This is a genomic window from uncultured Mailhella sp. (assembly GCF_944324995.1).
GTDB lineage: Bacteria > Desulfobacterota > Desulfovibrionia > Desulfovibrionales > Desulfovibrionaceae > Mailhella.
Genome location: NZ_CALUYL010000002.1, coordinates 1 through 20,492 on the forward strand (window position 1 = coordinate 1; position 20,492 = coordinate 20,492).

General features: G+C 62.1%; 18 protein-coding genes. 11 read left to right on the forward strand and 7 right to left on the reverse strand.

What is annotated here, in order from left to right:
• Positions 1 to 284 precede the first annotated feature (284 nt).
• The 4 genes from mtnP to Q0K02_RS01950 all read right to left on the reverse strand — a co-directional run bounded on the left by mtnP (position 285) and on the right by Q0K02_RS01950 (position 3,899).
• On the reverse strand, positions 285 to 1,034 hold the full coding sequence (gene mtnP / locus Q0K02_RS01935) for an S-methyl-5'-thioadenosine phosphorylase (RefSeq protein ID WP_294484524.1): 750 nt from the start codon (positions 1,032 to 1,034) through the stop codon (positions 285 to 287).
• A 241-nt stretch (positions 1,035 to 1,275) separates the two neighbouring features.
• Positions 1,276 to 1,881, reverse strand: coding sequence for a class II aldolase/adducin family protein (locus Q0K02_RS01940; protein WP_294484527.1), 606 nt, complete (start codon positions 1,879 to 1,881; stop codon positions 1,276 to 1,278).
• 10 nt (positions 1,882 to 1,891) lie between these two features.
• Entirely contained in the window at positions 1,892 to 3,004 is a 1,113-nt protein-coding gene (mtnA, locus tag Q0K02_RS01945; protein ID WP_294484529.1) for an S-methyl-5-thioribose-1-phosphate isomerase, read from the reverse strand.
• Between the two features lie 10 nt (positions 3,005 to 3,014).
• Positions 3,015 to 3,899: an AMIN domain-containing protein gene (locus Q0K02_RS01950; protein WP_294484531.1), complete on the reverse strand. Its 885-nt coding sequence runs from the start codon at positions 3,897 to 3,899 to the stop codon at positions 3,015 to 3,017.
• Between the two features lie 140 nt (positions 3,900 to 4,039).
• Between Q0K02_RS01950 and Q0K02_RS01955 the strand changes: the two genes are divergently transcribed.
• The 5 genes from Q0K02_RS01955 (at position 4,040) to Q0K02_RS01975 (ending at position 9,536) form a co-directional block, all read left to right on the forward strand.
• A complete protein-coding gene (locus Q0K02_RS01955) occupies positions 4,040 to 4,393 on the forward strand; it encodes a hydrogenase maturation nickel metallochaperone HypA (protein WP_294484533.1) in 354 nt (117 codons plus the stop codon).
• A gap of 42 nt (positions 4,394 to 4,435) precedes the next feature.
• On the forward strand, positions 4,436 to 5,104 hold the full coding sequence (hypB, locus tag Q0K02_RS01960) for a hydrogenase nickel incorporation protein HypB (protein ID WP_294484535.1): 669 nt from the start codon (positions 4,436 to 4,438) through the stop codon (positions 5,102 to 5,104).
• The gene (locus Q0K02_RS01965; RefSeq protein WP_294484538.1) at positions 5,097 to 6,461 is read left to right on the forward strand and encodes a cyanophycin synthetase; all 1,365 of its coding nucleotides are present in this window, start codon (positions 5,097 to 5,099) and stop codon (positions 6,459 to 6,461) included. The genes hypB and Q0K02_RS01965 overlap by 8 nt, the downstream gene beginning before the upstream one ends.
• Before the next feature lie 65 nt (positions 6,462 to 6,526).
• A complete protein-coding gene (gene selA, locus Q0K02_RS01970; RefSeq protein WP_294484541.1) occupies positions 6,527 to 7,924 on the forward strand; it encodes an L-seryl-tRNA(Sec) selenium transferase in 1,398 nt (465 codons plus the stop codon).
• A 226-nt stretch (positions 7,925 to 8,150) separates the two neighbouring features.
• Entirely contained in the window at positions 8,151 to 9,536 is a 1,386-nt protein-coding gene (locus Q0K02_RS01975; RefSeq protein ID WP_294484544.1) for an aminopeptidase, read from the forward strand.
• 609 nt (positions 9,537 to 10,145) lie between these two features.
• On the opposite strand, the gene Q0K02_RS01980 is transcribed toward Q0K02_RS01975, so the two are convergent.
• Complete coding sequence (locus tag Q0K02_RS01980; protein WP_294484546.1) at positions 10,146 to 11,345, reverse strand: iron-containing alcohol dehydrogenase; 1,200 nt, start codon at positions 11,343 to 11,345, stop codon at positions 10,146 to 10,148.
• Between the two features lie 611 nt (positions 11,346 to 11,956).
• Here Q0K02_RS01980 and Q0K02_RS01985 point away from each other — a divergent pair.
• From Q0K02_RS01985 to Q0K02_RS02010, 6 genes are all read left to right on the forward strand, one after another.
• Positions 11,957 to 12,451 carry a heme-binding protein gene (locus tag Q0K02_RS01985; protein ID WP_294484549.1) on the forward strand — a complete coding sequence of 165 codons (495 nt, stop codon included), beginning with the start codon at positions 11,957 to 11,959 and terminating at the stop codon, positions 12,449 to 12,451.
• A 131-nt stretch (positions 12,452 to 12,582) separates the two neighbouring features.
• Complete coding sequence (locus tag Q0K02_RS01990; protein WP_294484550.1) at positions 12,583 to 13,146, forward strand: nitroreductase family protein; 564 nt, start codon at positions 12,583 to 12,585, stop codon at positions 13,144 to 13,146.
• A gap of 186 nt (positions 13,147 to 13,332) precedes the next feature.
• Complete coding sequence (locus Q0K02_RS01995; protein ID WP_294484552.1) at positions 13,333 to 15,075, forward strand: aldehyde ferredoxin oxidoreductase C-terminal domain-containing protein; 1,743 nt, start codon at positions 13,333 to 13,335, stop codon at positions 15,073 to 15,075.
• A 48-nt stretch (positions 15,076 to 15,123) separates the two neighbouring features.
• Positions 15,124 to 15,372 (forward strand): MoaD/ThiS family protein, encoded by a 249-nt coding sequence (locus Q0K02_RS02000; RefSeq protein ID WP_294484556.1) that lies wholly within the window; start codon positions 15,124 to 15,126, stop codon positions 15,370 to 15,372.
• A complete protein-coding gene (locus tag Q0K02_RS02005; RefSeq protein WP_294484557.1) occupies positions 15,373 to 16,230 on the forward strand; it encodes a ThiF family adenylyltransferase in 858 nt (285 codons plus the stop codon).
• Between the two features lie 31 nt (positions 16,231 to 16,261).
• Positions 16,262 to 16,615: a transposase gene (locus Q0K02_RS02010; protein ID WP_294484558.1), complete on the forward strand. Its 354-nt coding sequence runs from the start codon at positions 16,262 to 16,264 to the stop codon at positions 16,613 to 16,615.
• 331 nt (positions 16,616 to 16,946) lie between these two features.
• On the opposite strand, the gene Q0K02_RS02015 is transcribed toward Q0K02_RS02010, so the two are convergent.
• Together Q0K02_RS02015 and glp are read right to left on the reverse strand one after the other, a co-directional pair.
• Complete coding sequence (locus tag Q0K02_RS02015) at positions 16,947 to 18,905, reverse strand: molybdopterin biosynthesis protein (protein WP_294484559.1); 1,959 nt, start codon at positions 18,903 to 18,905, stop codon at positions 16,947 to 16,949.
• A 157-nt stretch (positions 18,906 to 19,062) separates the two neighbouring features.
• Entirely contained in the window at positions 19,063 to 20,289 is a 1,227-nt protein-coding gene (gene glp, locus Q0K02_RS02020; protein ID WP_294484561.1) for a gephyrin-like molybdotransferase Glp, read from the reverse strand.
• Positions 20,290 to 20,492 lie beyond the last annotated feature (203 nt).

The following is a 20,492-nucleotide window of genomic DNA, read 5'->3' on the forward strand; positions in this document are numbered from 1 at the left end:
GCTCGTTTGAGCCGCTGTGCCTCAGCGCGTTTTCGAGTTATGCCCATTTACCCCCGACTTGTCAAACACTTTTTTGCAGTTTTTTTATTCTTTTTACTCTTTTTATATTTAATATACTGATTACATTTATTTTATTTTTCTATTTTCAATAGCGCCAGGCTCATTGCATCGCGAGTTCTGCCTGTCCGCACGGCGCTCCCCGCCCCGCATTGCCCGCAAAAAAGCAGCGGAAGGGCAACGCCCGCCCTTCTCCGCTGCTTCCAGAGACGCTTCCCCCCTCGCCGTCAGGCGAGTCTGGGGATAACGCGCCTGAACAGTTCCAGCACCTTTTCGGCGTTGGCATGCGCCACGGCAAGAATCGCTTCCCAGGTGACGGCGTCATCCTCTTTCCAGGAATCGTAATCCGTGCTCATGGCCACGGCCGCATAGGGCACGCCCAGCTCATTGGCCATGATCGCCTCCGTGGCGATGCTCATATTGATGATGTCCGCCCCCCAGAGGCGGAACATGCGGGATTCGGCTCTTGTGGAAAAACGCGGCCCTTCGATGGTCACGACCGTGCCGCCGTTGTGAAAGCGATACCCCAGAGCCGAAAGTTCCTCGGCCATGATCCGCCGCAGACCGGCGTCGAACGGTTCGGCCATGGCGGTATGCATGGGAGAACCGGGCTCGAACGATTCAAAAAAGCTCAGCTTGCGCGATCTCGTGAAATCTATGAACTGATCGGGAAGCACCAGATCGCCGCGTCCGATTTCCTCCCGCAGGGAGCCGACCGCCGTGCTGGCCAGCACGTGCGTGCATCCGGCTTCCTTCAGCGCCCAGAGATTGGCCCGATAGTTCACCTGGCTCGGCGGAATGGTGTGTCTGCGTCCGTGCCTGGCCATGAGCACCACCGGAACGCCGCCGATGAAGCCTTCGCGCAGCGAACTGGAAGGCTCGCCCCAGGGCGTGGTCATCTCCGTGTCGCGAGGATGCTCAAACAACGACGGATCGTCAAGTCCGCTGCCGCCGATAATGCCTATTTTCCTTTGCATCTTTCTCTCCTCTCCGTTGTCGGAACAATAATCTGGATCTTCGCCGAGCTCCGGGCAGCCGCCGGCAAGGGCCCTTTCGATTCCGCCCGCCTTTCAGGCAAACGCGAAGCCCTCCGCCGGACGCCCGCCGCTCGGCAACGCCGCACCCGAAACGAACGCCAGGCAACGCCCTCCCCGGTCTGTCGTCTCCCCCTGTCCGGGGCGTCTTTTGTGCGGGAAACCTCTTCCACCGCTCCTCGCGCTAACAGGGAATGTAGCCCTGCGAAAGCATGTAGAGCAGATCGCGCATGTGATCGACGTTCGGGGCGTACATGAGAAAGCCGCCCTGATGCCCGGACATGACGATAATGCCGTCCGCCGGATGCCGCCGCACCAGCTCGGCAACGCTGTGCGCCATGGCCGGAGTGCCGAAGGCCGCGTCCGGCGACGTGGCGGGAGCCTTGCCCGCCATGAGCTGACCGTACAATCCGTCGTTGTGCAGATGGATGACGCATCCGGTCACGGGCGACGCCTCATACACGGCCGCATGAGTCATGGATTCGGAACTCGCCTGCGCGGGCCCCACCGACCACACCGTGTTCGCGTCCACGTCGCAGCGGGTGACCAGACAGTAATGTTCCGGGCCCAGCACGGGAATATGCCCCGTGGCCGTCGCCGTCACCACAAATCCCTGATCCGCGCGCAGGGAAACGTTGCCGTAGCCCACGCCGTTGTCCAGCACGCCCACAAGCCCGGCCCGGACAAGATCGGTGCGCAGCGCGTTCAGCGCCTCCCAGTCGGGATGTTGCGGAGCCGGCCCGTATTCATGCACACAGCGATATTTGACGTATCCTTCATCCACGCTCATGGCTTGCTCCTCAATCATTGCGATGTTCCGGGTACAGGGAAAGAATCCCCTGCTCCGAGGCCCCGCACACGCCTCTTTCGGTAATGAGTCCGGCAATGAGCCGCGCGGGCGTTACGTCAAAGGCCCAGTTTCGCGCCGAAGTTCCGGCAGGACAGATGCGCACGCTCGTCACGCTCCCGTCGTCCGCAAAGCCGGTCATGACGCGCACCTCGTCGGCGTTTCTCTCCTCTATGGGAATGTCCCTCACGCCGTCGCGCAGAGAAAAATCAAACGTCGAAGACGGCAGCGCCACGTAAAAAGGCACGTTGTTGTCCGCCGCGGCCAGCGCCTTCAGATAGGTGCCTATCTTGTTGGCCGCGTCGCCGCAGCGCGTCACTCTGTCCGCACCGGTAATCACCATGTCCACCATGCCGTGCTGCATGAGATGGCCGCCCGCGTTGTCCGCAATGAGATCATGCGGCACGCCGTGCATGCCGAGCTCCCACGCGGTGAGGCTCGCGCCCTGATTGCGCGGCCGCGTTTCATCCACCCACACGTGAACGGGAATGCCCGCGTCGAAGGCCGCGTACACCGGAGAGAGCGCGGAACCGTAGTCCACAAAAGCCAGCCACCCGGCGTTGCAGTGCGTCAGAATATTGACCGGACGCCCGGGATGTTTTGCCGCGGCCTCTTCAATGAGACGAAGCCCGTGCGCGCCTATGCGTCGGCAGAATTCCGCGTCCTCATCGGCCACGGCCTTGGCTTCGGCATGGGCGGCAAGCACGGCCTCGCGGCCGGAACGCCCGGCCAGCGCCTTTTTCTGACGCTCCAGCGCCCACGCCAGATTGCTGGCCGTGGGACGGGTCAAGCGCAGCGCCTCCATGCTCCTCGCCATGAATCCGGCAAAATCTCCCTCGGGAGCCGTGCGCGCGGCCACCCACACGCCCCACGCCGCCGCAGCTCCGATAAGTCCCGCGCCGCGAACCCACATGTCGCGGATGGCCCGGCACACGTCATCCACCGTGCGCAGCGCCTTCACCCGAAATTCGTGGGGCAGCGCCGTCTGATCGATGATGAACAGCGTTTCGTTCTCGCCTTCGCCCTCCGTCCAGATGGTGCGGTAATGCCTTCCGTCGACGTTCATCTTCCGCCCCCTACTGGATGCGCAGCTCAAGCGAGTTGCGGTTCAAAGGCACCAGCGCCACCTTGCCCTGCGTTTTCATGTCGAAGACAATGCGGGTCTTGTCGTCGTGCTGGCCTACGCGCACGGCCTCAATAAGCCGGTTGCTCGGCACGCGCGGCACGGCGACGTCCCAGTTGCCCGCCAGATCGAGCACCACGCGGTCGGGTTCGGCGAGCGTGAAATAATGCCCCACCATGGGCGCGTTGCCCTGGAGCACCAGCTTGATCTGACTGCCCTGCATGGAAAATCTGGCGGACGTCACCACCCGCTCATACTGCGGCTTCTTGTCTTCCGACGCGGTTTCCGCGGAAGACTGCGATGCGGCGGATGCCTGTTCAGGCGCGGCTTTTGCGGCAGGCGTCTCTTCTGCCTGTTTGGGGGCCGCATCTTCCGCACTGCTCTTTTTGGACGAGGCGGACGCGTTTTTCTTTCCGCTTTCCGCCTCGGCGACGGGTTCCTTATCCTTTAAAGAGGAAGGGGCAGACGCGACGCGCTGTTTCTTTTCCGAAGCGTCGGCTTTGTTGACTTCACTCTTCCCGGCGTCGTCCGACGCCACGGAAGCGGGTCGCGTATCAAAGGGCGCGGAGGCGGAAGCCGCTTTTCTGTCCGCGGCTCCGTCGTCGACCGCATCCAGCACCCGGCCGACGGACGCCGCAGCACTTTCGTCCCCGTCGGCGCGGACTTCGGACGCCTCGGTGTTTCGGTTTTCCTGATACTCGGTAAGTCCCACGAGTTTTCCCGATATTTCCGAACGTCCGGCCTCGTAGCCGGGATCATCCTTCAGCACGGCGGCAACGCCGACGGCCACGATCAGCATGACCGCCGCATAGACAAAAAGACGCAAAGTCCTGCGCATATCTTCCTCTCATGATGCATGACGCGAAGCAATGTTTTCTCCCTCTATAGCCGAGATGGCCGGGCCATGACAAGCCGCCGCGTCATGTGAAAAATTCTGCCACGGTGGACGGTCGGGACTTTTTACTATAGACCATCTTCATGCATGAACTTTCTCTTATGGCAAGCGTTATGGACATCGCCCAGGAAGAGCTCACCCGTCACGGCGCCCGCCGCCTCACGCTTCTGCGCATCCGGCACGGCGTGCTCGATCAGGTGCAGCCCGACGCCATGCGCATGGCCTTTGAAGCCATGACCGCAGGCACTCCCCACGAAGGGGCAAGGCTCGAACTGGTGGAGGAACCCCTGCGTCTTTCCTGCTGCATGTGCGGCCATCAATTTTCTCCCGAAAACAGAAACGCCCTGTACGAGCCCTGTCCCGCCTGCGGCGAAAGCGTTCCCTTCAGCGTCGTCGGAGGGGAAGGCATTTTTCTCGATCATCTGGAAGCGGAATAACGCCGCTTTTTTCTCTGCATTCTGAACCATTCGAGGCATATCATGGAAATCCCCGTCGTGCGCAACGTCCTGGAAGCCAATGACCGCATTGCCGCCCGCCTTCGCGAAGAATTCGCGAGCCGCGGCACACTCGTGCTCAACCTCATCAGCTCTCCCGGCTCCGGCAAGACCTCTCTTCTGGAACGCACGCTGAACGACCTTGCGGGCGAGTTCCGCATGGCCGTCATCGAAGGCGACCTCCAGACCGACAACGACGCCCGCCGCGTGGCCGCGTCCGGCGCGCAGGCCGTGCAGATCAATACCGAAGGCGGCTGCCATCTCGACAGCAGCATGGTGAGCGAAGCGCTCCGGTCCATCGACTGCGACAATCTCGACATTCTGTTCATCGAAAACGTGGGCAACCTCGTCTGCCCCACGGAATTCGACTGCGGCGAAGACGCCAAGGTGGCCCTGCTCAGCGTGACCGAAGGCGACGACAAGCCCCAGAAGTATCCTTACCTGTTCCACAAGGCCAAGGCCATGATTCTCAACAAGATCGACCTGCTCCCCTACGTGGATTTCGACGTTGCCCGGGCCCGCGCCCACGCCTCCGCCCTGAATCCCGATCTGGCCGTCATGGAAATTTCCTGCCGCGCCCGCACCGGCCTCGACGCCTGGTACGACTGGCTGCGCGCCTCCGTCAAAGCCAAAAAAGAAGCCTCCCATGAGTGAAACGCCTTCCTGCTGCATGCTGTCCGCTTCCGCGCCCTTCCACTCCTATGAGGAAGTGCTGCGTCATCTCGATTCTCTGGGCATGTTCCACATGGACATGGGCCTCGGCCGCATGGAACGTTCCCTGCGCGCGCTCGGTCTGACGAAGTTCCGCTGTCCGGCCGTGCAGGTCGTGGGAACCAACGGCAAGGGTTCGACGTCCGTGTTTCTGCAGTCCATAGCCATGGCCCACGGCATGAACGTAGGGCTCTACACCTCGCCGCACTTCGTCTGGCCGGAAGAGCGCATTCAGCTCAATCACACCATGCTGCCCCGCCGCGTGTGGCCCGCTCTGGCGGACAGCGCCGTGGAAGTGGAAAAGGATCTCACCTACTTCGAGCTGCTCACCGTCATGGCGGCCGAAGCCTTCCAGACCAGCGAAAGCGATCTCATGATCTTTGAAGCCGGTCTCGGCGGCCGCTACGACGCCACCACGTCCCTGCCTGTGGACATGGTGTGCTTCGCCCCCATCGGCATGGATCACATGAACGTGCTCGGCGACACTCTCGCCGCCATTGCCGACGACAAGTCCGACGCCCTGCGCGCGGGCGTGTCTCTGGCCGTGAGCGCGCCCCAGCAGGAAGAGGCCCGCAGCATACTCCTGTCCAAGGCGGAAGCGCGGGGCATTCCCCTGTGTTCCTGCCCCGCGCCGGAAGGCTGCGACGGCACCAAAGCGGGCAAGGCTCTGTGGGAATGCCTGCCCGACGACTTGAAGGCCTGCTCCGTGCTGCCGGAAGACGTGACTCTCGGCCTGCGCGGCGCTCATCAGCGCATGAACGCGCAGACGGCCGTGCTGGCCTGGGTCATGCTGTGCCAGCGCTTCCACTGGAAGACCGACGCACACACCATTGCCCGCGGACTTTCCCGCGCCTTCATTCCCGGCAGACTGCAGTTTGCGCCCGCCGGAGAAGGGCATCCCGCCCTGTGGCTGGACGGCGCGCACAATCCGCACGGCATGACGGCCCTCCTGACCGCCGTGGAAGGCATGAGCGAGAACGAGCGCCCCGGCGCGGTGGTGTTCTCCTGCCTTGCCGACAAGCAGCCGGAAAAGCTCACCGCACTGGTGAAGAAGCTGGCCGGAGACAAACCGCTGTTCGTGCCCGCCATTCAGGACAATCCCCGCGCCGCCTCGCCGGAAACGCTGGCCGCGCTGCTCGGCGACAACGCCGTCGCCCTGCCGGATCTGAAAGCGGCGCTCGCCGCCGCAGAAAAGGCCGCCGGCGGCAGGCCCGTGCTGGTGTGCGGCTCTTTGTATCTGCTTTCGGAACTGTTCAGCCTCTGGCCTTCCCTGCTCAAGCCTGCCGAAAGCGTCCGCTGAACGGCTTTTCCCGGATCCCGTCCGAAGCTGGTCTTCGGCGGGATTCCGTCATATGAGGAGAATCCATGTCGTCACTTTTCCGCTCTCTTCCCTCGGTGGACGCGTGTCTCCGCTGGCTGGAGGACTCCTTTCCCTCCACGCCGCACAGCGTGCTTCTGGAATGCTCCCGCGCCCTGCTCGACGAACTGCGCGAAGACATCCGCTTCGGCCGCGTGACGGACGAAGCCGCCCTGAGCCCGAACGCCGTGAAGCCCCGTCTTGAAGCGCTCGTCGCCCGCAAGGACAGGCCCCGGCTGCGCCGGGTCATCAACGGGGCAGGCGTGGTGGTTCACACCAATCTCGGCCGCTCCGTGCTGGCCAAAGAAGCGCAGGAAGCGGTGCGCATTGCCGCGTCCGGCTACAGCAATCTGGAATTCGACCTCGAAACCGGAGAGCGCGGCAGCCGCATCAGCCTTGTGGAAGAGCTGCTCTGCTCCCTCACCGGAGCCGAGGCGGCGCTCGTGGTGAACAACAACGCCGCGGCCGTGCTGCTCATGCTGGACACGCTGTGCAAGGGCGGCGAAGTGCTGCTTTCCCGCGGGCAGCTTGTGGAAATCGGCGGCAGCTTCCGCATTCCCGACGTCATGGAGCGCAGCGGCGCCACGCTCAGGGAAGTGGGCACCACCAACCGCACGCACCTTGCCGACTACGAGCGCGCCCTTTCCGAAAACACGCGCGCCGTGCTCTGGGTGCATCCCTCCAACTACCGCATCATCGGCTTCCATTCCAGCGTGCCCGCCAATGAACTCGCCGACTTCGCCCACGCCCATCAGCTGCCCATGCTCGAAGATCTCGGCAGCGGCAGCCTCATGGACTTCTCCCGCTGGGGACTGCACGACGAACCCACCGTGCCCGAAGTGCTGCGTCAGGGAACCGACGTGGTCACCTTCTCGGGCGACAAGGTGCTCGGCGGACCGCAGGCGGGCATCATCGTGGGCCGCAAGGTCTATGTCGATCAGATGAAGAAGAATCAGCTTCTGCGCGCCCTGCGCTGCGACAAGCTCACCCTTGCCGCCCTGGAAGCCACGCTGCGGCTGTACCGCGATCCGGAAACGGCCCGCAGGGCGATTCCCACGGTGCGGCGCATGAGCATGGACACCGCAGAGCTCAGAAGCCGTGCCGAGAAGCTCGCCGCCCTGCTTTCGCGCGAACTCGACGGCCTCGCCGTCTGCTCGCTCAAGGACGATTTTTCCCGCGTGGGCGGCGGCTCCTTCCCCGAACAGGGCATGCCCACCACGCTGGTGTGCGTGCATCCGGCAAAGGGTTCGGCCACGCATCTGAAAATGCGCCTGCTCTCCACCGAGCCCCCGGTCGTGGGCAGACTGGAAGGCCCGTATTTCCAGCTCGATCCGCGCACCATGGAAGACGACGACTTTGCCGACGCATCCCGGGCGCTCAGGGAAGCGCTGCTGCGCGAAGACTGATCATAAAAAAGCGCCTCGTCTCCCCGGCGAGGCGCTTCGTTTTTGTCTTCCGCCCGCCCCTGAACGGAATCACGGCATTTGACGCAACGCGTCCGCGTACTTATTTTTTAGGCGTTGCCCGAGGCGAACCGCCCTTTTTCTGGAAAACAAACGTTTTTTCCGCAAGAGCGCCGCGCCCGGGCACGACAACCTTTGCACATCATTCCATTTTCCTATCGAGGTTATCATGGACGAACTTGCATCCTGTTCCAAATCCGGCTGGGAAGTTTATCGCTCGGCCGAAGACCGCCGGGCCATGACGACGCTGGCCGACGACTACATCCGCTTCATTTCCGACTGCAAAACCGAACGCGAAGCCGTGGACGGCGTGATCGCCCGTCTGAAAGACGCCGGATACACGGAAGGCTTCGGCACCGGCAAGGGTTGGCAGGCCCTGCACGGCAAGGCCATCTTCGTGGCCCGCAGAGGCCGCAAGCCTCTTTCCGAAGGCATCCGCCTCATCAGTGCCCACACCGACAGCCCCCGCCTCGACCTCAAGCAGCATCCGCTCATGGAACAGGTGGGCGTGGGACAGGCCAAAACCCATTATTACGGCGGCCTGCGCAAGTATCAGTGGTTTGCCCGTCCTCTGGCCATTCACGGCGTCATCGTGAAATCCGACGGCGAAGTCATCCGCGTCCGCCTCGGTGAAGAGGAAAACGAACCCGTGTTCACCATTGCCGATCTGCTGCCGCATCTCGCCCACAAGGACGGCAATCTCAAGCTCTCCGAAGCCTTCGACGCGGAAAAGCTCAACATCATCATGGGTCACGAACCCGTGCTCGCCGACAAGGACAAGGAAGACGACAAGGCTCCCAAGGACGCCGTGAAGGCCCGCGTGCTCCAGCTTCTGAACGAAAAATACGGCATCCGCGAAGACGACCTCATTTCCGCCGAACTGGAAGCCGTGCCCGCCGGACGCGCCCGCTACGTAGGCCTCGACAAGGGCATTGTCGGCGGCTACGGCCAGGACGACCGCATCTGCGTCTATACCGCTCTTCAGGCCCTGCTCGATGCCGAAGACCCCGAATATACGAGCTGCCTCATCTTCTGGGACAAGGAAGAAATCGGCTCCGACGGCTCAACCGGCGCAAGCTCCCGCTTCTTCCAGTACTGCGTGGAAGACATGGCCGCCGCCTGGGAGCCGGAAACGCCCTTCCGCAAGATCATGATGAACACCAGGGCCATGTCCGGCGACGTCCACGCCGCCGTTGATCCCGACTGGCAGGATCGTCATGAACTCAAGAACTCCGCCTTCTTCGGCTACGGCGTGGCGTTCTGCAAGTTCACGGGCTCCCGCGGCAAGTACGGCGCCAACGACGCGCACCCCGAATACATCGGCTGGATGCGCGGCGTGCTCGACGCCAAATCCATTCCGTGGCAGCTTGCGGAACTCGGCAAGGTCGATGTGGGCGGCGGCGGCACCGTGGCGCTGTTCCTGGCCGCCTACGGCATGGACGTGGTGGACGCCGGTCCCGCCCTGCTCGGCATGCACAGCCCCTTTGAGCTGGCCTCCGTGCCCGACATCTACTCCACCAAGCTGGCCTATCAGGCCTTCCTGGAAGCCAAATAACCAAATAATGTGCTTCTTCTGACGAAAAGAGCCGCTCCATCGTGGGCGGCTCTTCTTTTTTTTGCCGAACGCTTTCCGCCCTGCGACGCCCGATTGAACATCAGCAAGGGCGCATCCTCCCCGCTCCCGGCCGAAAGTCTGCATTTTTCTGTAGCGACGCAAAGCCTTCTCCCGGCACGACGCGCCGCGATGGCGCTTTCCCTGCATTTCTCAGCAAAGACCGCTCCCGCGGAGCGATCCGCGCCCACAAACCGCGCCACCATCCGCGCGCCGAGGAGCGAACGGCAGGCGGCCGCCCTTCTCGCTGCCGCGAACCAGAGCTCGAGGCCGGTCCGACCACCCGCAGCGACGCCCGCGCGAATCGAATCACGCTCTCCGCGGGATGCCGCCCTGCGCAGCGCCGCCAACGCGGCATGCCGACGCCAGCCGCGGCGTCGGTCAGCCTTGTCGTCGATGCGGTTCAGACACTTCGTCAACACCGACGGCAACACCAGACGCGGACTAAAAAAGAGACGTGCGCATATGCCGACCATATGCGCACGTCATCGGGGAGGTGGATGTACCAGGTTAATGCCGGAGGGGAGACTCCGGCATCATTTCATGCCGCTCTTACAGAGCCTTCTTGTAGATGGCCGCCACGGCAGCGTCGGTCATCGTACGAGGGTTGGTCAGGCCGCAGGCGTCCTTCTGAGCGTTGGCGGTCATGATCGGGATGTCTTCTTCGCGCACTTCCTTGCCGTACTTCTTGCCGAGGGCGATGAGGCCTTCGGGGATGTCGACGTCGCGGGACAGTTCGCGGATGGCCTTCACAGCGGCTTCAGCGGACTGGTTGGCGGTGTAGCCTTCGGTGCGTTCGCCGAGCAGAGTGGCGATGCGGCCGAAGCGGCGGCGGGCAGCGATGAGGTTGTATTCGCAGACGTAGGGCAGCAGGATGGCGTTGCATTCGCCGTGAGGCAGGTTGTAGAAGCCGCCCAGCTGGTGAGCCATGGCATGCACGTGGCCGAGGCTGGCGTTGTTGAACGCCATGCCGGCGAGGTATTCAGCGTAGCACATGCCTTCGCGGGCTTCTTTGTCCTTGCCGTTGGCCACGGCGCGACGCAGGTAGCGGTTGATGAATTCAATGGCCTTTTCAGCGCAGGCGTCGGTCATGGGAGTGGCGGCGGTGGAAACATAGGCTTCCACGGCGTGGGTCAGGGCGTCCATGCCGGTGGCGGCGGTCAGGGAAGGCGGCATGCCCATCATGAGGACGGGGTCGTCGATGGCGACGCTGGGAGTGCAGCGCCAGTCAACGATGGCCATCTTAACCTTGCGGGCAACGTCGGTGATGATGCAGAAACGGGTCATTTCCGAAGCGGTGCCGGCGGTGGTGTTCACGGCAACATAGGGAGGGAAGGGCTTGGAGGACTTGTCCACGCCTTCGTAGTCCTGAATCTTGCCGCCGTTGCTGACCAGGAAGCCGACGCCCTTGCCGCAGTCGTGAGAGCTGCCGCCGCCGAGGGTGATGAGGCTGTCGCAGCCGTTGGCCTTGTAAACTTCGGCAGCGTCATGCACGTTCTTGTCGGTGGGGTTCGGAACAGCGCCGTCGAACACGACATAAGACACGCCGCCTTCGTCGAGAATGTCGGTAATCTGCTTCAGAATGCCGCAGGCAACAATACCCTTGTCAGTTACTATCAGAGGATGCTTGGCGCCCAGGCTCTTCAGACGGTAAGGAATTTCCTTGCTGCAGTTAGGACCAACGAGAGTCACAGTAGGAATAAAGAAGGAAGTGATCTGTCCCTGGTACATGCATTTGACATCAGTGCTCATAGTAACTCCTTGAAAGCAGTAGTTAGCAAAAGGATAAGAGACTTGTACTGTATTTGTCCTACGGTACTGCTGAGAAAAAGTCAAAGGTTCTGAAAAAATAAAAAAATAACTTTTTCATTTCAAAATTCAATAAATAAAATAATCAATCATCAGGCCATATTACCGCGTTACTAAAAAAAACAAGCTCGAAACTTTTCCCGTTTCATTTCAAAATTCCATTTCAAAATTCACCCTTTTTCCCCTGTTTTGTGCCTCTTGGGGAAGTGCGTAACATTCTCGGCGCATTCCCTGGATATTCATTCTTAACATTGCATAATATCATAATAAATTTTATTTTTTATTTCAAAACTACGGCATCGCGCCCCTTTTGCCTCTTCCGCGTTTCCCTCTTTTCTTATTAAGAATGGCTCTCCTTTTATAACCATGCGCCCAGGAAAATCGGCGGCCCGCGGCACGAAAAACCACCCCTTCCCGACCGGCGCCGCAGGGAAAACCGCCCCCCTCTTGAAACGCTCCCGGCACTACGCTATAAAAAGGAAAAATCGGAAGAGCAGATATGACGACATCTGGGCTGCCGTATCTGCCTTTTGCAAAACACGGAGTAGGATATCATGCGTCGCACTCTTCTCACCTGCGCCCTTCTGGCCGCTCTGGTTGTTCCCGCTTCCGCCGCTGTCGATACCAGCAAACTCCAGCTTCCCGGCGATCTTACGCTCGAACAGGCGCAGAAGGTCGTTGACGGCGCCTTGGCCTTCGCCAAGAAACAGGGCGTGCCCATGAACATCAGCGTCATCGACGCCGGCGGCAACCTGAAAGCCTTCTGCCGCATGGACGGCGCCTTCCTCGGCAGCATCGACGTTTCCATGAAGAAGGCCAAGACCGCCCGTCTGTTCAACATGTCCAGCGCCGAACTCGGCGCGGCCGCCCAGCCCGGCGGCGAACTGTACGGCATTGAAGTCACCAACAACGGCCTCGTCATCTTCGGCGGCGGCGAACTGCTGAAGGACAAGAACGGCGTTGTCGTCGGCGCCATCGGCGTGAGCGGCGGCTCCGTGCAGGAAGACACCAACGTGGCCAAGGCCGGCGTTGCCTCCCTGAACAAGTAGCGCTCCGGCCGCCTGAACTCCGGCATGAGGGCGCAGATTCCCTTCATGCCTGCCCGTTTTCCCGGGGCGGATGTCTTCAGGCATCCGCCCTTTTTCGCTCTCCCCTTCCTTTCTTTAATAGGAGACTCATCATGGATGTTTTGGAAGCCATAGAAAAACGACGCAGCATTCGCAGCTACACGGATCGTCCCGTGGAAAAGGACGTGCTGGAAAGGCTCGTGAAGACGGCCGTGAAGGCTCCCACCGGCTCCGGCATGGAGCCGTGGGGATTCGTGGTTCTTCAGGACCAAAAGGAAATCGACACGCTCTCGGAACGCGTCAAGCAGAAGGTGCTGAACAATATGGCGGACTATCCGCAGTTCAGCCAGTACGAATCCTGGCTCAGGAATGAGAAATACCACATCTTCAATCACGCGGGCACGGTGCTCATCGTCTATGGCGACTGCGCTTCGCCCTGGCATGTGTACGACTGCTCCCTCGTGGCCGGCAACATCATGCTCGCCGCGGAAAACGAAGGCATAGGCTGCTGCTGGATAGGCTTTGCCGAAGCCCTCTTCAACGACGCCGACTTCAAGGCCGAGCATCATGTTCCCGAAGGCTACCATCTGGTTTCCACGCTGAGCATGGGCTACACCAAGGTGCCCGTGCCGCCGTGCACCCGCAAGGATCCGGTGTTCTTTTCCTGGACAAAGTAGCAGGCGACTTGCCGCACGGGGCAGACTCTCTGCCCCGCCGCCTCCTGACCGTCACGAAATGGGAGATCTTCATAAAAAGCGTGATTGTTTTTTCTCTTCCTTGACGAAAAAAAACATACGGCCCTATGGTCGGCTTAAAGAGGCTTCTCCGATTATCGTGAATCCATAACCCAAGGAGCACACGGCATGTTTCGTTTTCTGCGTGTCAACATGGCTACCAAGAGCTGCGTGTTTGAGGACATCCCCGAAGAATACGCCGGTCTTGGCGGTCGCGCCCTGACCTCCACCATTGTGGCCCGCGAGGTCAACCCCATCTGCACTCCTCTCGGACCGCACAACAAACTCGTTTTTGCCCCCGGTCTGCTGGGCGCCACCAACAGCCCCAACTCCAACCGCATTTCCGTGGGCTGCAAGAGCCCCCTCACCGAAGGCATCAAGGAATCCAACTCCGGCGGTCAGCCCGGCGGCCATCTTGCCAAGCTCGGCATTCTGGCCATCATCGTGGAAGACATGGCCACCGAAGGCGAATGGTGGCAGCTTGAAATCAGCAAGGATTCCGCCAAGCTCGTTCCCTCCACCGTGGCCGGCCTGAACAACTTCGACGCCGTGGCCAAGCTCGTCGAGCAGTACGGCAAGGATTGCAGCTACGTCACCATCGGCCGCGCGGGCGAATTCAAGCTCACCGCCGCCAGCATCGCCTTCACCGACCGCGAACTGCGTCCGCAGCGCCATGCCGGCCGCGGCGGCGTGGGCGCCGTCATGGGTTCCAAGGGCCTCAAGGCCATCATCATCAATCCCGAGGGCGGCAAGAATCATCCTCTCGTGGATGAAGAAGGCTTCAAGGCCGCGTCCAAGCGCTTTGCCAAGGCTCTCACCAGCCATCCCATCACCGGCAAGGGCCTTGCCGAATACGGCACCGCCGTGCTCGTGAACATTCTGCACGAAGCGGGCGGCCTTCCCACCCGCAACTTCACCTGCGGCCAGTTCGAGCATCACGAAGCCGTTTCCGGCGAACGCATGAACAAGCTCACCAAGGAACGCGGCGGCGAAGGCTCCGTGGCCCACGGCTGCATGAGCGGCTGCATCATCCGCTGCAGCGGCATCTTCCCCGACGAAAAGGGCAAGTTCAAGAGCAAGTGGCCCGAATATGAAACCCTGTGGTGCTTCGGTCCCCACAGCAACATCGACGACCTCGATCTCATCTGCACCTTCGACCACATGTGCGACGACATCGGCGTGGACACCATTGACGTCGGCGTGGCCGTCGGCGTGGCCATGGCCGGCGGCGGCATTCCGCTCGGCGACGGCAAGGCCGTCATGGAAGCCATGAAGGGCATCAGCGAAGGCACCCCGCTCGGCCGCATCATCGGCTGCGGCACCGCCACCACCGGCCGCGTGTTCGGCGTGCGCAGAGTGCCCTGCGTCAAGGGTCAGAGCCTGCCCGCCTACGATCCGCGCGCGGTCAAGGGCGTGGGCGTCACCTACGCCACCACCCCCATGGGCGCGGACCACACCGCCGGCTACGCGGTCACCGCGAACATCCTTTCCTGCGGCGGCAAGGTTGATCCGCTCAAGAAGGAAGGTCAGATCGAACTTTCCCGCAATCTGCAGATCGCCACGGCTTCCGTGGACAGCGTGGGCCTGTGCCTGTTCACGGCCTTCGCCATCCTCGACATTCCGGACGCCCTCGCGGCCATCGTGGACATGCTGAACGCCAAGTTCGGCTGGAAGCTCACCGGCGACGACGTGGTCACCCTCGGTCAGCGCATCCTGTCCACGGAAATCGACTTCAACCGTCGTGCCGGCATCACCGAAGCCGCCGACCATCTGCCCGACTTCTTCACCGACGAGCCCGTGGCGCCTCACAACACCACCTTCGACTTCACGCCTGAAGAACTGCAGACCACCTTCAACTGGATAAAGAAGTAACCTCTTCCCGTCCCGCGCGGGGTCCGCTCCGCGCGGGACTTTTCTCCCATGAGCATACTGATAAAACTCAGCACCACCCTTCGCGATCTCGTTCCCGACTACGATCCGGAAGCGGGTCTTCAGTTTTCGCTCGGCGAGGGCGAGAGCTCGCTGACCGCCGGAGAACTGGCGAACCGCATCGGCATCCCTCACGAGGAAATCAAAATCGTCATGATCAACAGCCGTCAGAACGACCTTGACTCCACCGTGAACGACGGCGACCGCGTGGCGTATTTTCCCGCCGTGGGAGGAGGCTAAATGCGTCCCTTCCCTTCCGACACGGAACTTGCCGAACGCTTTGCCCCCTATCTCAGGCAGCAGCGCGGCGAACGCTCCATGATTCGGGAAGGCGTGCGCCTTCTGGCGCAGGAACTCGGCATTCCGGAACGCGTCGCCATGACGGAGCTGCTTGCCCGCGACATCTGGCCGGAACGTTTCAGCCGCTGCCGCGGAGCCTTCAGCGCGCAGGCGCTTTCCGCCCTGCTTTCCACGAGAGTTCTCCTTGCCGGATGCGGCGGCCTCGGCGGTCACGCGGCGGCGCTTCTGGCGCGCATGGGCGTGGGGAGCCTTGTGCTCTGCGATCCCGACAGGTTCGAGGAAAGCAATCTCAACCGGCAGCTTTTCTGCACGGAACAGGCGCTGGGACGCTTCAAGGCGGAAGTCTGCCGCGAGGGAGTTCTGAGCATCGCTTCCTACATGGATGTGGAAGCGCGCACCGTGGCTCTGGACGAAGACAATCTGCCGCAGATGCTGGAAGGCGTGGACGTCGTCATGGACTGCCTGGATTCCATCGCTCGCAAAAAGATGCTGGAGGAAGCCGCCAACCGCGTCGGCGTTCCCTGCGTACAGGGTTCCGTGGCCAGAAACGAGGGCCTCGCCCTTTTCGACGGCAGCGGAGACATGCCCTTCTCTCTGGCGTATCCCGGCGAAGATGCGGGCAACAGGGAAGGCGCTCCCATGAACACCCATGTGCTGACCGTGGCAGGCACGGCCTGTCTTATGGCCTCTCTTCTCATGCGGAGACTCTGCCGGAACAAGAACGACGACGGAAAGCTCTTTCATCTCGACCTTTCCATCCCGGAACTGGAAACGCTTACGGTTCTTCCCCGGCGCTGAACCCCAAACATTTCACTCAAAGGAACATGGCATGGCATTCATCAGCGATCAGCAATGGAGACGCATCGAGCCGTTTCTTGCCCGGGGCAAGAAGGTAGGCCGCCCCCGCAAAAGCGACCGGGAAACGCTCGAAGCCGTTCTCTATGTTCTTACCACAGGCTGCCGCTGGAGCGACCTGCCCCGCGACATGGGCAGCTATGTGACGGCGTGGCGACGCTTTACGGCCTGGAAAAAGGACGGCACCTTCGACATCATCCGTTCCTGCCTGCCCGCAAGCGTGCAGCTTTCCGAAAACGCGACGACGCCGCGGAAAATCAAGTCCGGAAAATGCAGTCTGGCCATGAAAAAATATGCCGGAACCAAAACGGCGCAGACCGATTCCTGATATTCGCGCCTTTTCTGTCGCCCATCCGTCCGCCGCGGGTGCCGGACGATTTGCCCGGCACGGCTCGCAGCCTCCGGCAATATTCCTTCCGTTTTCCTGCGGCAAACATGTTTCCTTCGCTCCGACGCCTGTCCTCAGACGTCGGAGTTTTTTCGTTCCGCCATCATTCCGGCAAACGAAAAAACGCCGCACCGAAAGCAAACGGCATCCATCCCGTATCGGCCTGCGCCGGGAAAACCGCCCTGCGGCAGCCCCCGGCCTGCGGCGCAAAAAAAAGCGCGCCCCCGGAAACACTCCGACGACGCGCGTGAACATGCGAAGGCCTGCGGCGTTATTTGCCGTCGTACGTCCAGAGAATCTCGCCGGTGCGATCCGTGCCGTATCCGCCCATGTCGCGCACGTTTTCCTTGAATTCTTCCGAACGTATCACCTCAAGCAGCGCCTGAATGCGGGCGTCCTGCATGTAGCGCTCGGGAATGACGAGGTCGTATTCCTCCACGCCCACGGAAATGAAGTCCAACCCGAGGGCCGCCGCCGCAGAACGCACGCCGAGACCCGCGTCGGCCCGGCCGGAAAGCACCGCCGCCGCCACGTTCATGTGCGTGTATTCCTCGTCGCGATAGCCCTGAATGCGGGCAGGCGAAAGTCCGCGCTTCTTCAGCTCGTAATCCAGCAGCACCCGGGTACCGCTGCCGCGCTGACGATTGATGAACTGCACGTCTTCGCGGCACAGATCCTCAAACGTCGTGATGTTTTTCGGATTGCCGGGCAGCACCATGATGCCCTGTTCGCGATCCACGAGCTGCACCAGCACGGCGGGCATGCCCTTCATGTTCTCCTGAATGGCCTTTCTGTTGTAAATGCCGGTTTCCTCGTCGAGAAGGTGGCTTCCCGCCAGATGGCACTGGCCGCGCCGCAGCGCCAGCAGTCCGCCCAGAGAGCCCACGTGCGCCGAGGTCAGCCGGAAGCCCGGATGCGTGCGCCGAAGCATGCTGTCGATGAGATCCAGCGTATTGTCGTGGCTGCCCACCGCAAGCAGCGCGCCCTCAATTTCTTCCCGGGAGCGCAGAAGTTCCGCCTGCACGGGCTGTCCGGCGTCCAGACCTTCGCGGTCGCGCTCGATGGGAATCACGGCGTCGGCCCGGGAAAGGCTGGTCACCGTGCCCGCGCCGCGCGGCAGCGTGACCGCGTAGCAGGCGCCGTCCACCACGCCGAGCTTCACGCGCACCCGCTCTTCCATGCCGGGGCGCGAGGGAATGGGATTGCAGGGCGTCACGGTGACGGTTTCGCGGCGCTTCACCCCGTGCTTCTGCCAGCGGGCGAGCAGCGGCAGAACGAATTCCTCCATGGCCACGATGGCGGAAACCGGATATCCGGGCGTGCCGACAATGGGAACCCGGCGGCCTCCCACCTCCACAATGCCGAGCGCCGTGGGCTTGCCCGGCATGACCGCCACGCCGTGCACCAGCACCTCGCCCATGCCGGCAATGACGTCGGCCGTGTAGTCGTGGCTGCCCGCCGAAGAGCCCGCGTTCATGATGACGAGATCGGCCCCGTCCTCCACGGCGGAAGCAATGGCCTCGCGGATGCGGTCCATGTCGTCGGGAACGATGGGGCAGACGCGGGCATTGCCGCCCGCCTCCTCGATCATGGCGGAAAAAATGAGGGAATTGAATTCCGGCAGCGCCCGGCCCGCGCGCAGATCTTCTTCCCGCGCCTCGCTGAGCGCCACGATTTCCGAGCCGCTGGGAATCACGGCCACCTCGGGCTTGCGGAACACCGGGGGCCTCACCACCCCGGCGGCGGCCAGCGCGCCCAGTTCATAGGGGCCTATGACCACTCCGGGCGCAAGAATGATTTCCGTGGCCACCATGTCTTCGCCGAGCTTGCGCACGTGCTGCCAGGGAAAGGCCGCCTTTTCCGTGACCACATACCGGCCGTTGTCCTCAACGTTGAGATGCTCCACCATGACCACGGCATTGCATCCGGCGGGAAGCGGATGACCGGTGTTGATCCAGAAGGCGTCCTTGCCAATTTCCAGGCGCAGCGGCCTGCGCGCAGAAGCCGTGAACGTGTCCTCGGCCTTCACGGCCACGCCGTCCATGGCCGCGCCGTGAAAGGCGGGCGACGAACGCAGCGCCTCCACGGGACGGGAAATCACCCGATGCAGCGCGGCGGAAAGCGGAACGGTCTCCTCCGAAAGTTCCATTCCCAGTTCGTCCACGCGGGAAAACCACAACTCCCGCGCTTCCTCGGGAGTCTTCATCGTAAGATAGGTATGTCTGGCCATAATTCCTCTCTCGGCGCGACGCGCCAGGATGCAACACAAGACGAAGCCCGCAGACGCGGGCGCGCCGCAAGGCGGAATCAGGTTCCGCCCGAGGCGGCGTCAAAAGCGCGACGGCTCATCGACGCGCCGAAAAAAAATTCGACACGGCCAGGCCGCGCTAATCCAGCAGTTCGGCAAACACTTCCTGACCGGCGTACAGGCCTTCGCTGTTCTCCGGGCAGACCACCAGCGCGTCGGCAACGACCAGCCCGGAAATGAGTCCCGAAGGCGCGGTGACGGGATCCGCAACCCAGCCCTGTTCCGTGCGGGAGAGCTTCACGCGGATGAAGTCGCGCCGCCCCTGCGCCGAAGCCACGGCGCGCGAAAGCACGGCCTGCACGCCCGGAACCACGGGAGCCTCGCCGCCCTGCAGATGTCTGAGCAGCGGCGAAAGAAAAGCGCGGGCGCACACCAGCGCGCTCGACACGTGTCCGGGCAGGCCCATGAGGCATTTGCGCCCGGAGCGGGCAAGAATGAACGGCTTGCCGGGGCTGATGGCCGCGCCGTGCACCAGCAGGGCGCTCTCCGGCATGGAAAGAAAAATATCCACGGTGTGATCGCGCATGCCGGCCGAAGAACCGCCGGAAAGCAGCACCACGTCGGCCCAGTCCAGAAGCCCGCGCACCGTTGCTTCCAGCCTGGCGACGTCGTCGCGCACCAGACCGGCCAGACGCACTTCGGCTCCTTCCTTGCGGCACAGCGCCGCGAGGGAGTGAGAATTCACGTCCCGCACCTGCCCGGGCTGCGGCTTCTCCTCGCAGGGAACCACCTCGTCGCCCGTGGAGAGCACGGCCACGCGAGGGCGTCGCGTCACCGGCACGCGCACCTGTCCGAGCGCGGCCAGAAGTCCCGTTTCCTGCGGACGCAGACGCCGTCCCGCCGGAATGAGCACCTGCCCCTTTGCCGCGTCCTCGTCACGTTCGAGCACGTGATCGCCCGGAGCCTGCGTGCGCACGAGCTCCACAAGATTGCCGCCCGCCGGCCTGGAATATTCCACCATCACCACGCAGTCGGCCCCTTCTGGAAGCATGCCTCCCGTAAAGATGCGCGCCGTCTGCCCCGGCGCAAGGGAGAAGTCCGGCGTTCTGCCCATGGGGCATTCGCCCACGCATTCCAGCAGCGCGGGCGAACCTTCCTGCGCGCCGAACACGTCCCTGGCACGGACGGCATAGCCGTCCACCGTGGAACGGTCGAATCCCGGAAGATCTTCGGGAGCGCTCCAGTCCCGGGCAAGATAGCGGCCCGCGCTTTCATCCAGAGGAACATATTCTTCTGGAAGACGCTCAAACGTTTCGACGAGGGACAGAACCTCGTCCACCGACTTCAGAGTAAGAAAGGACTTCATGACGGCTCCCGGATAAATGGAATGATACTGCTGCGGAGTATAACCTTTTGAAGAAAAAAGGAAAGGCGGCCGCCTTTCCGCCTTCGCCGCCCCCGAAAACCTCCTCTCCGCAACTTTTTATTTTTGGTGCAATCTTCCTGAAAAGAAATATGATAATTTTGAAATAAAACTTTGCCGATTCACTGTTTCGTCATTTCAGTATT